At 64.9% G+C, this 12,524-nt stretch carries 11 protein-coding genes; 8 read left to right on the top strand and 3 right to left on the bottom strand.

Annotated elements, in window-relative coordinates:
• Positions 1-22: 22 nt before the first annotated feature.
• The 8 genes from EJ067_RS24450 to EJ067_RS24415 all read left to right on the top strand — a co-directional run bounded on the left by EJ067_RS24450 (position 23) and on the right by EJ067_RS24415 (position 8,755).
• The gene (locus EJ067_RS24450) at positions 23-1,276 is read left to right on the top strand and encodes an ABC transporter substrate-binding protein (RefSeq protein WP_126087766.1); all 1,254 of its coding nucleotides are present in this window, start codon (positions 23-25) and stop codon (positions 1,274-1,276) included.
• Positions 1,277-1,405: 129 nt separating this feature from the next.
• Complete coding sequence (locus EJ067_RS24445) at positions 1,406-2,365, top strand: sugar ABC transporter permease (protein WP_126087765.1); 960 nt, start codon at positions 1,406-1,408, stop codon at positions 2,363-2,365.
• Positions 2,362-3,306: a carbohydrate ABC transporter permease gene (locus tag EJ067_RS24440; RefSeq protein ID WP_126087764.1), complete on the top strand. Its 945-nt coding sequence runs from the start codon at positions 2,362-2,364 to the stop codon at positions 3,304-3,306. The genes EJ067_RS24445 and EJ067_RS24440 overlap by 4 nt, the downstream gene beginning before the upstream one ends.
• 23 nt (positions 3,307-3,329) lie before the next feature.
• Positions 3,330-4,445 (top strand): ABC transporter ATP-binding protein, encoded by a 1,116-nt coding sequence (locus tag EJ067_RS24435; RefSeq protein WP_126087763.1) that lies wholly within the window; start codon positions 3,330-3,332, stop codon positions 4,443-4,445.
• Positions 4,446-4,513: 68 nt separating this feature from the next.
• Positions 4,514-6,031, top strand: coding sequence for a GMC family oxidoreductase (locus EJ067_RS24430; RefSeq protein ID WP_126087762.1), 1,518 nt, complete (start codon positions 4,514-4,516; stop codon positions 6,029-6,031).
• Positions 6,028-6,789, top strand: a complete 762-nt coding sequence (locus EJ067_RS24425) for a 3-ketoacyl-ACP reductase (protein WP_126087761.1) — start codon at positions 6,028-6,030, stop codon at positions 6,787-6,789. Before EJ067_RS24430 ends, EJ067_RS24425 begins: the two co-directional genes overlap by 4 nt.
• A gap of 12 nt (positions 6,790-6,801) precedes the next feature.
• Positions 6,802-8,430, top strand: coding sequence for a GMC family oxidoreductase N-terminal domain-containing protein (locus EJ067_RS24420; RefSeq protein WP_126087760.1), 1,629 nt, complete (start codon positions 6,802-6,804; stop codon positions 8,428-8,430).
• 10 nt (positions 8,431-8,440) lie between these two features.
• Positions 8,441-8,755: a Dabb family protein gene (locus EJ067_RS24415; protein ID WP_126087759.1), complete on the top strand. Its 315-nt coding sequence runs from the start codon at positions 8,441-8,443 to the stop codon at positions 8,753-8,755.
• Between the two features lie 9 nt (positions 8,756-8,764).
• Here EJ067_RS24415 and EJ067_RS24410 read toward each other — a convergent pair whose 3' ends face one another.
• The 3 genes from EJ067_RS24410 to EJ067_RS24400 all read right to left on the bottom strand — a co-directional run bounded on the left by EJ067_RS24410 (position 8,765) and on the right by EJ067_RS24400 (position 12,302).
• Positions 8,765-9,610, bottom strand: coding sequence for an EamA family transporter (locus tag EJ067_RS24410; protein WP_126087758.1), 846 nt, complete (start codon positions 9,608-9,610; stop codon positions 8,765-8,767).
• Positions 9,611-9,617: 7 nt separating this feature from the next.
• Complete coding sequence (locus EJ067_RS24405; RefSeq protein ID WP_126087757.1) at positions 9,618-10,535, bottom strand: endonuclease/exonuclease/phosphatase family protein; 918 nt, start codon at positions 10,533-10,535, stop codon at positions 9,618-9,620.
• A 213-nt stretch (positions 10,536-10,748) separates the two neighbouring features.
• Positions 10,749-12,302 carry a sodium:proton antiporter gene (locus EJ067_RS24400; RefSeq protein WP_126087756.1) on the bottom strand — a complete coding sequence of 518 codons (1,554 nt, stop codon included), beginning with the start codon at positions 12,300-12,302 and terminating at the stop codon, positions 10,749-10,751.
• Positions 12,303-12,524 lie beyond the last annotated feature (222 nt).

Genomic DNA, 12,524 nt, shown 5'->3' with positions numbered 1-12,524 from the left:
CATGCAACAAGGGAGGTAGTACATGTTGCGCAAACTGCTTATCGGAACGGCTCTTGCGACGAGCTTCGCGTTCTCGGCGCATACCGCGGACGTCAAGGAAGTGCAGATGCTGCATTGGTGGACGTCGGGCGGCGAAGCTGCCGCCCTGAACGTGCTGAAGCAGGATCTGGCCAAGGAAGGCTATGCCTGGAAGGACGTGCCGGTGGCCGGCGGCGGCGGCGACGCCGCCATGACCGCGCTGAAGGCGATGGTCGCGGCCGGCAACTATCCGACCGCCTCGCAGATGCTCGGCTACACCGTGCTCGACTATGCCGCCGCCGGCGTCATGGGCGACTTGACCGAGACCGCCAAGAAGGAAGGCTGGGACAAGTCGGTTCCGGCCGCCCTGCAAAAATTCTCCGTCTATGACGGCAAGTGGGTCGCGGCTCCGGTCAACGTCCACTCCGTCAACTGGCTGTGGATCAACAAGGCGGTGATGGACAAGATCGGCGGCACCGAGCCGAAGACCTTCGACGACTTCATCGCCTTGCTCGACAAGGCCAAGGCTGCTGGCGTCATCCCGCTGGCGCTCGGCGGCCAGAACTGGCAGGAAGCCACCATGTTCGACTCCGTCGTGCTGTCGACCGGTGGACCGGAGTTCTACAAGAAGGCGATGAACGACCTCGATGACGAGTCGCTCAAGTCCGACACGATGAAGAAGTCGTTCGATAACCTCGCCAAGCTCGTCACCTATGTCGACCCGAACTTCTCGGGCCGCGACTGGAACCTCGCCACCGCCATGGTCATCAAGGGCGATGCGCTGGTTCAGGTCATGGGCGACTGGGCCAAGGGCGAGTTCCACGCCGCCAACAAGACTCCGGGCACCGACTTCCTGTGCTACCGCTTCCCGGGCACCGACGGCACGGTGGTCTACAACTCCGACATGTTCGGCATGTTCAACGTTCCGGACGACCGCAAGGCCGCCCAGGTCGCTCTGGCCACTGCCACTTTGTCGAAGAGCTTCCAGTCGGCCTTCAACGTCGTCAAGGGCTCGGTCCCGGCGCGCACCGACGTGCCTGACACCGACTTCGACGCTTGCGGCAAGAAGGGCATCGCCGACCTGAAGAAGGCCAATGAAGGCGGCACGCTGTTCGGCTCGCTGGCGCAGGGCTATGGCGCTCCGCCCGCCGTCGCCAACGCCTACAAGGACGTCGTGTCGAAGTTCGTCCACGGTCAGATCAAGACCTCGGACGAGGCCGTGACCGAACTGGTCAAGGCGATCGACGACGCCAAGTAAGGCGCGCCCTGAACTGAGCCTTCCCCGCTCCAGGCGGGGAAGGCCATATCGAAGTAAGGTCCAGGATTGTTCAGGCTGGCGTGAGTTCGCGCCGGCCGGTCCCGCGACAAACCGGTACTGGATGAGCCGATGAGCACAGTTGCCGAAACCACCGCGAAGCTGACGCCGGAGCACGACGCCCGCCCCGGCGCGACTGTCCGCTCGCGATTGCAGGATCTTTTGCCGAAGATCGTTCTGGCGCCGAGCTTCGCGGCGACGATTGTCTTCGTCTACGGCTTCATCCTGTGGACGATCTATCTGTCGTTCACCAACTCCAAGACCTTCCCGTCCTATGCCATCACCGGCGCCCGCGCCTATCAGCGGCTGTGGCGCTGGACCTTCGAGAGCGACCCGCCGTCGAGCTGGTACACCTCGATCACCAACATGGGCATTTTCGGCTTCCTCTATATCCTGATCTGCCTGGCGCTCGGCCTGTTCCTGGCCATCCTGCTCGACCAGAAGATCCGCGGCGAAGGCGTGCTCAGGCCGATCTACCTCTATCCGATGGCGCTTTCCTTCATTGTCACCGGCGTCGCCTGGAAGTGGTTCCTCGATCCCGGCCTCGGCCTCGAGCAGACGCTGCACCAATGGGGCTGGACGAGCTTCCATTTCGACTGGATCAAGAACAAGGATTTCGTCATCTACACCGTGGTGATCGCCGGCGTCTGGCAGGCCTCCGGCTTCATCATGGCGATGTTCCTGGCCGGCCTGCGCGGCATCGACGGCGAGATCATGAAGGCCGCGCAGATCGACGGCGCGACAACCTTCCAGCTCTACCGCCGTATCGTCATTCCGCTCTTGCGGCCGGTATTCCTCTCGGCCTTCATCGTGCTCGCGCACCTCGCCATCAAGTCCTACGACCTGGTCGTGGCGCTGACCAGCGGCGGGCCGGGCGGCTCGGCCTGGCTGCCGTCCAACTTCATGTATGAGTTCACTTTCAAGCGCAACGAAATGGCGGTCGGCTCCGCCAGCGCGGTGATCATGCTGATGACGCTGACCGCGATCATCGTGCCTTACCTCTATTCCGAGCTCAGGGAGAAGCCGCGATGAGCGCCATCACCTCACCGGCCCGCCAGGCCTCGAGCGGCGTCAGCGCCAGGACGATCAACCGCATCGTCATCTACGGGCTGCTGGCGCTGTTCGCGCTGTTCTACCTGATGCCGCTCTTCGTCATGCTGGTCACCTCGTTCAAGACCATGGACGAGATCCAGAACGGCAACATGCTGGCGCTGCCGCAGGCGCCGACCATCGCGCCGTGGTTCAAGGCCTGGGGCGAAACCTGCGTCGGCCTCACCTGCGCCGGCATCAAGGGCTACTTCTGGAACTCCATCAAGATGGTGGTCCCGGCGGTGCTGATCTCCACGCTGCTCGGCGCGCTCAACGGCTACGTGCTGACCAAATGGCGCTTCCGCGGCCACACGCTGGTCTTCGCCATGATGCTGTTTGCCTGCTTCATCCCGTTCCAGTCGGTGCTGTTGCCGATGGCGACGATCCTCGGCAGCATCGGCCGCTTCGGCGTCACGCTTCAGAACGCGACCGGGTTCAACTTCGGCCTCGGCAACTCGACGGTGAACCTCGTCTTCGTCCACGTGGTCTACGGCCTCGGCTTCACCACGCTGTTCTTCCGCAACTACTACGAGGCCTTCCCGACCGAACTGGTGAAGGCGGCGCAGGTCGACGGCGCCTCCTTCTTCCAGATCTTCCGCCGCATCATGCTGCCGAACTCGATGCCGATCTTCGTCGTCACCGTCATCTACCAGTTCACCAACATTTGGAACGACTTCCTGTTCGCTTCCGCCTATGCCGGCACCGGCGACGTAATGCCGATGACGGTGGCGCTGAATAATGTCGTCAACACCTCGACCGGTGTCGTCGAATACAACGTCAACATGGCCGCGGCGATGATCGCCGCGCTCCCCACCCTGATCGTCTACGTCGTCGCCGGCCGCTATTTCGTGCGCGGGCTGATGGCGGGCGCGGTCAAGGGCTGATCATATTTTCTGAAGGAACGACCATGGCTTTTCTGGAAATTGACGGACTGAAGAAGCGTTTCGGGAATGTCGAGATCCTGAAGGGCATCGACGTCGAGCTCGAAAAGGGCGGCTTCCTCGTGCTGGTCGGCCCGTCCGGCTGCGGCAAGTCCACGCTGCTCAACACCATCGCCGGCCTGGAGAACATCACCGAGGGCGAGATCCGGGTCGACGGCAAGGCGATCAACGACCTGCATCCCTCGAAGCGCGACATCGCCATGGTGTTCCAGAGCTATGCGCTCTACCCGAACATGACGGTGGCCGGAAACATCGCCTTCGGCATGGAGATGCGCGGCGTGCCGGCCGACGAGCGCCAGAAGGCAATCGACAAGGTGGCCAAAACCCTGCAGATCGGCCACCTGTTGCAGCGCAAGCCCAGCCAGCTCTCCGGCGGCCAGCGCCAGCGCGTTGCCATGGGCCGGGCGCTGGTGCGCGACCCGAAGCTGTTCCTGTTCGACGAGCCGCTCTCCAACCTCGACGCCAAGCTGCGCGTCGACATGCGCATCGAGATCAAGCGCCTGCATGCGACCACCGGCACGACGATCGTCTATGTCACCCACGACCAGATCGAGGCGATGACGCTGGCGACCAAGATCGCCGTGATGCGCGACGGCGAGGTGCAGCAATTCGGCACGCCGGCCGAGATCTACAACAACCCGACCAACGTCTTCGTCGCCGACTTCATGGGCTCGCCGGCGATGAACCTCATCCCGGCCAAAATCGGCGCCAATGGCAGCGGACTCTCCGTCGTGCTCGACCGCGAGGCGCGCCAGCCGATCACGCTGTCGCTGCCCGGCGCTCCGGCCGGCCTTGCGGCCTTCAAAGACAAGCCGGTCATCTTCGGCGTGCGGCCCGAAGCGCTGACCGATCCGGAAGGCGCCGAGCGCAACGGATCCGAGATCGCCACCGCCGATTGCCACATCGAAGTGGTCGAGCCGGCTGGATCGGACACCTTTGCCGTCACCAATCTCGGCGGCAAGGGCGTGGTGGCGCGGCTGCGGGCGGACGCCAGGATTCAGCCCGGCACCAGCACGCCGCTGGCTTTCAACCTCAGCAAGGCGGTGTTCTTCGATCCGGCGACCGAGAAGCGTATTCTCTGATGCATGTCGCCCAAAAGTGGCTCCGGTTTTGGGGCAACGACATGCATCAAAACAAAGATCCTTAGACTATGGCAAATCCGGATATCGTCATCATCGGCTCCGGCATCGGCGGCGCCACGATCGCCTCCGGCTTGGCCGGCGGCGGCGCCTCGATCCTGATCCTGGAGCGCGGCGAGCCGCTGCCCGCGACGCCGCATGCGCGCTCGACGCGGTCGATCTTCGTCGACGAGCATTACCGGCCGAAGGAGATGTGGCGCGAGGCCGGCGGTCCGGCCTTCAACCCTGGCAACTACTACTATGTCGGGGGCAATTCGAAGTTCTTCGGCGCGGTGCTGATCCGCTACCGCAACGAGGATTTCTCCGAGCTCGAACACTACGGCGGCGTCTCGCCGGCCTGGCCGTTTTCCTATGACGAGTTCGAGCCCTGGTATTCGAAGGCCGAGCAGCTTTTTCGCGTGCGCGGCAGCCTCGGCGAAGACCCGACGGAGCCGTACCACTCGATCCCCTACGCGTTCAAGCCGGTGCCCGACGAGCCGCCGATCGCTCGCGCCCGTGCCGAATTGAAGAGCCTCGGCCTGCATCCGGCGTCGCTGCCGCTAGGCGTCGACATCGAAGCCTGGCTGAAGGATGGCAAGACAGGTTGGGATGCTTTCCCGAATACCGGCCTGGGCAAGGTCGACGCCCAGACCGGGCCGCTGACTGCGGCGCTCAGCGATGCGAACATCAAGCTTCAGACGGGCGCGCATGTCGACTGGCTCGAGGCCTCGCCGGACGGAAGATCGATCGCCGCCATTCACTACACCCAGAACGGCGAGCAAAAGACGCTGTCGCCGAAGCTGGTCATCCTTTCGGCCGGCGCGGTCAACTCCGCCGTCATCCTGCTGCGCTCGCCTTCTGCCTGCAATGGCAAGGCAGGCGGCAAGGGCCTCGCCAACAGCTCCGACCAGGTCGGCCGCAATTTCATGAACCACAATTCGAGCGCGATGCTGGCGATCGATCCGCGCCGCCGCAACGACGCCGTCTACCAGAAGACGCTGATGCTCAACGACTACTATCTGTCGGACGGCAACGGCGGCAAGCCGCTCGGGAACGTGCAGCTGCTCGGCAAGATCGACGGCAACATGCTGAGGGCCAATGTGAAGCTGGCGCCGAAATTCGCGCTCGACTTCATGGCCGGCCACGCCGTCGACTGGTACCTGATGTGCGAGGACCTGCCCGACCCCGAAAGCCGTATCATGCTCGACGGCAAGGAGATCGTCATGCAGTGGCGGCGCTCCAACATGCAGTCGCTGGAAGACCTGACCAAGGTGATGCGCGAGAACTTCCGCGCCTGCGGCTATCCGATCGTGCTGTCACGCCCGTTCGACAAGCGCACGCCCTCGCACCAGTGCGGCACCGTGAGGATGGGCAACGATCCGGCAACCTCGCCGCTCGATCCGTTCTGCCGCGCCTACGACCACCGGAACCTGCTCGTTGTCGATGCCGGCTTCCTGCCGACGTCGGCCGCGGTCAACCCGGCGCTGTCGATCGCGGCGCAGGCGCTGCGCGTCGCCGACCACATCCGCAAGACGGAGTTCGCGTCATGACCCGCCCGGCGGCCATCGTCACCGGCGGCGCGCGGGGCATCGGACTGGCCTGCGCCGAGGCGCTGGCCGATGCCGGCTTCGATATCCTCGTCGGCGACCTTGCCGAGAAGCCCGCCAAGGGCCTTGCTCAGAACATCGCGGCGCGTGGTGCGAAATTCGCCTATGCCCGCTGCGATATCGCCGATCTTGCTGGCCATTCGAAACTTGTCGATGCGACAATCAACGCCTTCGGCCGCATCGACTGCCTGGTCAACAATGCCGGCGTCGGCGCCGTGGTGCGAGGCGATCTTCTGGAGTTGAAACCGGAGAACTTCGATCGCGCGCTGAATATCAACCTGCGCGGCACGGTGTTCCTCAGCCAGACCGTCGCCAAGGCGATGCTTGCAACACCCGCCGCTTCGGCCAGATCGATCATCACCGTCACCTCGGTCAGCGCGACGATGGCCTCGCCGGAGCGCGCCGACTATTGCATCTCCAAGGCCGGCCTTTCGATGTGGGTGAAGAATCTGGCGCTGCGGCTCGCTCCCGAAAGCATCGGCGTGTTCGAGGTGCGGCCGGGCATCATCCGCACCGACATGACGGCAGGCGTTTCCGCCAAATATGACGCGCTGATCGATGGCGGGCTGGTGCCGGCCAAACGTTGGGGCGAAGCCGCCGATATCGGCGCGGTGGTGGCGGCGCTGGCCTCCGGCAAGTTCGGCTTTTCGACCGGATCGGTCATCGATGTCGACGGCGCGCTTTCGGTGCCCCGCTTGTGAGTGAGTGGAACCATGGCTGACTACATCATCGTTGGCGCCGGTCCGGCCGGCTGCGTTCTCGCCAACCGGCTGAGCGAGGATCCGTCGAATTCCGTCGTGCTGCTCGAAGCCGGCGGCAAGGACTGGCATCCGCTGATCCACATGCCGGCGGGCTTCGCCAAGATGACCAAGGGCATCGCTTCCTGGGGCTGGTCGACCGTGCCGCAGAAGAACATGAAGGACCGCGTCTTCTGGTACACGCAGGCCAAGGTGGTCGGCGGCGGCTCCTCGATCAACGCCCAGATTTACACCCGCGGCAATGCGCGCGACTATGACGCCTGGGAGAAGGAGGAGGGTCTCGCCGGCTGGGGCTATCGCGACGTGCTGCCCTATTTCAAGCGTGCCGAGAACAACCAGCGCTTCGCCAATGATTTCCACGGTGACCAGGGCCCGCTCGGCGTCTCCAACCCGATCTCGCCGCTGCCGATCTGCGAGGCCTATTTCCGCGCCGGCCAGGAGATGGGCATCCCCTTCAATCCGGACTTCAACGGCGCTGTCCAAGAGGGTGTCGGCTACTACCAGCTTACCCAGAAGGATGCGCGGCGCTCCTCTGCGTCGGTCGCGTATCTGAAGCCGATCCGCGACCGCAAGAACCTGACGGTCCGGACCGACGTGCTGGTCACCCGCGTCGTCGTCGAGAAGGGCCGCGCCATCGGTGTCGAGATCGTCGACAAACCAGGTGGCGAGATGACGATCCTGCGCGCCGAACGTGAAGTGATCGTCTCCTCCGGCGCCATCGGCTCGCCGAAGCTTCTGCTGCAGTCCGGCATCGGCCCGGCCGACCATTTGAAGTCTGTCGGCGTGACGCCCGTCCACGACCTGCCCGGGGTCGGCTCCAACATGCAGGACCATCTCGACCTGTTCGTCATTGCCGAATGCACCGGCGACCACACCTATGACAACTACGCCAAGCTGCACCGCACCATGTGGGCCGGCCTGCAATATCTGCTTTTGAAGAAGGGCCCGGTCGCCTCCAGCCTGTTCGAAACCGGCGGCTTCTGGTACGCCGACCCGACGACCGCCTCGCCGGACATCCAGTTCCATCTCGGCCTCGGCTCCGGCATCGAAGCCGGCGTCGAGAAGCTGAAGAATCCGGGCGTGACGCTGAACTCCGCCTTCCTGCGCCCGCGCTCGCGCGGCACGGTGCGGCTGAAAAGCGCCGACCCGGCCGATCATCCGCGGATTGATCCGAACTACTGGTCCGACCCGTATGATCGCGACATGTCGATCAAGGGCCTGCGCCTGGCGCGCGAGATCATGCGGCAGAAGGCGCTGCAGCCCTATGTGCTGCGCGAGGTTCTGCCCGGCCCGGCCCTGCAAAGCGACGACGATCTCTTCGACTATGCCTGCCGCACGTCGAAGACAGACCACCATCCGGTCGGCACCTGCCGTATGGGTCATGACGCAATGAGCGTGGTGACGCCGGACCTCAGGCTGCGCGGCATAGAAGGCCTGCGCGTCTGCGACGCTTCGGTGATGCCGCGTGTCCCGTCCTCGAACACCAACGCGCCGACCATCATGGTCGGCGAAAAGGGCGCCGACCTGATCCTCGGCCGCGAGCCGCTGCCGCCGGCTGTGTTCAAGGGCAACCAGGCGGCTTGAAGGAACATCGATGATCCGCCACTGCGTCTTTGTCCGCTTCCGCGACGATGTCCCCGCCGCCGAGCGCGCGGCAATCCACGCCGATCTCGAAGCGCTGCGTTCGCTCATCGACGGCATGGGCAAGGTTCATTTCAGCGCCAATGTCAGCCCCGAGCCCTTCGCGCGCGGGCTCACGCATGGCTTCACCATCGATTTCCGCGATGCCGCCGCGCGTGACGCCTATCTGGTGCATGAAGCGCATCAGCGCGCCGGCGCCCGCCTGGTTGCCGCGCTCGAAGGTGGCACTGACGGGCTCGTGGTGGTCGATTTGGATATTCGCGGCTGACGGCGAGAATTACCCCAAGCGCAATGCGACCACGCCGGCGACAATGCCGAGCGCGGCCGTGGCGCGCCAAGCGGTCATCTTCTCGCCCAGCGCCAGCACCGAGATCAGCATGGCGAACAGGATCGAGGTCTCGCGCAGCGACGCGACCGACGCGATCGGCGCCTTGGTCATCGCCCACATCACGATCCAGTAGGCGGCGCCGCTGAGCACGCCGGTGAACAGCCCTGCCTTCCAGTCGCGCGCCAGCACGGGCAGCGACTGTGGTCCGCGAAAGGCGATGCACAGCACCAGCGCCCACGTCGCATCGCAGACGAACAGCCAGGCGGCATAACTGGTTGCGTTGACGGCCAGCCGCGCGCCGCTGCCGTCGGAGAGCGTATAGCTGGCGATGAAGACCGAAGTGCCGAGGGCAAAGCCGACCGCGCGAAGATTGAACCGTTCGAGATGCACGTCGCCGCGAAATGACATGACCAGCGTGCCGGCCGACAAAAGCACGATGCCGAAGATGGCGAGCGGTGGCGGCATCTCTCCAACCAGAACGATACCGCCGAGCGCCGACAGCAGCGGCGCCGTGCCGCGCGCCAGCGGGTAGGTCTGGGCGAAATCGCCGGCCTTGTAGGCGCCGATCAGGAACGTACGATAGCCCATGTGAAAGAAGACCGACGCGAGGATGAACGGCCAGACCTCGGCCTTCGGCACCTCGACGAAGGGCAGCACCAGCAGCGCCGCGAACCCCATGCCTACCGTCATCAGCGTGATCGACAGGAAGCGGTCGAGATGCACCTTGACCAGCGCGTTCCAGATCGCATGCATGGCAGCCGCCGAGAGCACTGCGAGGAAGACGAAGAGCGTCATGCCGGCCTCACCTGCCGGCCAGGCCTGAAGCGATAGCAGGCGTTTCCAGATCGATATCGACCCTCAACGGGAAATGGTCGGAAGCCACCGCGCCGATGTCGGCGCTCACCGAACGCACCCGTCCGGCCAGCGCGCCGCCGACGAAGCAGTGATCGAGCCGTCGTTTTGCCAGCCTGCCCTCGATGATCTTTTCATGCGTATGGAAATCCGGCCCGGGCTCGCTGGCGACGGCCGCGGCATCGACGAATCCGTCGATATAGGCGGCGCCCCGATGGTAGGGCGCGCTGCCCACAATGCGCCGGTATTCGGCGCTGCCCGGCTCCATGTTGAAATCGCCGAGCCAGATCGCCGCCAGCGGGCTTTCGGGCTCCGGCTCGCCGTTGCTCCAGTTGCGCTGCGGCTCGTCGTCGGCGCCACTCCAGGGGCCGCCGTCGGATGCCGCGCGGCGATGCTCGGCAAGCAGATAGTCGATCTGCTCCAGCCGCTCCTCGGCCGCGACATGGGCGAGATGCAGCGAGAAAACCCGCACCGGCCCCGCCGGCGTGCGGATCATGCACTCGAGCGCCGCGTTGCGCGTGTTGAGCGGCCTCAGCGTGCGCCGCAGCGGCAGCGTGTGCAGCCGCGACCAGACGATCGGCAGCTTCGAAAGCACCATGGTGCCGAACTGCCGCCGGCGATTGACGACCCGGCCGTCGCGCTTTTCGCTGGCGTCCATATCGAAGGCCGGACCATAGACCCAGTAATAATCAGGCAGCAGCCGCGACAGCATCTCCGGCTGGTCGTCGCCATTGCTGCGCTGCCAGTGCCGCTCGACTTCCTGCAGGGCGATGACGTCGGCGCCATCGACAAGGCGCGCCGCGCGCGCCACGTCATAGCGGCCGTCGCTGCCGAACCCGTACTGGATGTTGTAGCTGACCAGCTTCATCGATTAACCGGCTCAATTCCGGTGACGGCAGTAGCGCCTCACCGTTGGCGATGCAATGGACCGTGGCGGCACGCAGAATGGTCCAGTCGATGACCGCCGGGCCGGCGCATCTCTAGAGCAATTCCAGGAAAGTGTGTAACGGTTTTCCGTTCGGAATTGCGTAAAAACAAATACTTAGAACGGTTCGGCGATCCTATGAATCGCTGAAACGCTCTAATAAGTGGTAAGCGGCTGGAAGCGCCCCGCCGGCGACGCCGCCAGCTCGGCCCAGTCGATCTCTTCTTCCAGCCGGTGATAGGCCTCGTCGCCGATCGTGCCGTTGCGGCGCAACTCCTCGAGCAGGTCGCGCTGGCGGTTGATGGCATAGAGACGCAGCCGGTCGTATTCGGTCGCCGCCTGCGCGTCCTCCGGGTTTTCCGCTACCAGGCGCTGCGCCTCGTACTGCTCGCGCACCACCGCCGCCGCGGCCGACGTCTTGCGGCTCAGCACATCGAGCGCGGCTTGCATGATGGCGACGCGTGCCTGCGCCACTTCGCGGTCGATCGTCGTATCCCGATCGAAGTTGAGCCGGCGCAGCAAGGGCTTCAGGCTCATGCCCTGCAGCACCAGCGTGCCGAGCACGACGGCGAAGGCGGCGAGCACGATCGGATCACGGCCGGGGAAGCCGGCAGGCAGGGCAACGGCCGCGACCAGCGTCACCAGCCCGCGCATGCCGCACCAGCCGACGAGCACGGCGCCGCGAAACGTCGGCGCGTCCCGCCTTTGCTCTTCGCTGTCAAAGCGGGCGACCCGCAGCATGATCGCGACATAACCCAGCACCCACACCAGGCGCGCCACGATGACGGCGGCCAGCACCGCCGCGGCAAAGAGGAAGGCATCGCCCTGCCCATCGCCGGAGAGCCGGCCGACGATCGACCGCGCCTGCAGGCCCATGAGCACGAAAGCCAGAACGTTGAGCACGAACACCGCCGACTCCCAGACCGAATAGGTGCTGACGCGGCGTCTCGCCGACATGCGGCGCGGCCCCGTGCGCGCGATGGTGATGGCATAGACGACGATGGTGATGATGGCCGAAAGGCCGATCTTGTCGGCGATGATCCAGACGGCAAAGGTTCCGGCAAACTGCACGACGGTGCTGCTTGCCGCATCCTCGATGCGGATGAGCGCGAGCAGCGAGATGCGGCCGAACATATAGCCGGCGGCAACGCTGCCGACCGTGGACAGCAGGATAACCGGCACTGCGTCGCTCAACATCACCGAGCCGATCGCGGCCGAAACCGCGATCCGGTAGATCAGCAGCGCCGTGGCGTCGTTGAGCAGGCTCTCGCCCTGCAGGATGGCGGTGAGGCGGTGCGGCACCTTGAACTGGCCGAGCACGGCGCTCGCCGCAACCGCGTCCGGGGGCGCGACGATGGCGCCGAGCGCGATCGCCGCCGCGATCGGCAGGCCTGCCATCTTCCAGCCGACGAAGGCAACGACCACCGTGGTGAAGACGACGGCACCGAGCGCCAACAGCACCAGCGACAGCCGGTAGCGCTTCAGGTCGCGCAGCGAGGTGTCATAGGCGGCATCGAGAAGAACCGGCGCAATGAACAGCGCCAGCGCCAGTTCCGGATCGATTTCGATGGTCGGTGCGCCAGGCAGGAAGGCGATCCCTGCCCCGGCAAGCGCGAGCAGTGACGGATAGGGGACCTCCAGCCACCGCGACACCGCCGTCAGCGCGACAGCGGTGAGAAGGAGGATAAGGGTGAGCTCGAAAAGCGCCATGGCTCATCGTAGCGGCGAAGCGCGAAGGTTGGCAGTACCCCCGAGGCAGGATGCTGTTGATTGTCCAACGCATCGATATCAGCTGGCCACGCATATCGCACCGGCTTGAAGAGCTTCAGTCCAGTTGGCGCAGGCTGTGTTGAGATTCAGGTCAGGCCGAGCCGAAAATGGCGGTTTCCGAGAACCGGAGCGGAGCGTACTTGAAGTACGTGAGCACCGGAA

Origin of the sequence: Mesorhizobium sp. M1D.F.Ca.ET.043.01.1.1 (assembly GCF_003952385.1) — a bacterium.
Taxonomy (GTDB): domain Bacteria; phylum Pseudomonadota; class Alphaproteobacteria; order Rhizobiales; family Rhizobiaceae; genus Mesorhizobium.
Note: the sequence above shows the minus strand (reverse complement) of the source record. Positions and strands in the feature narration are given on the sequence as shown.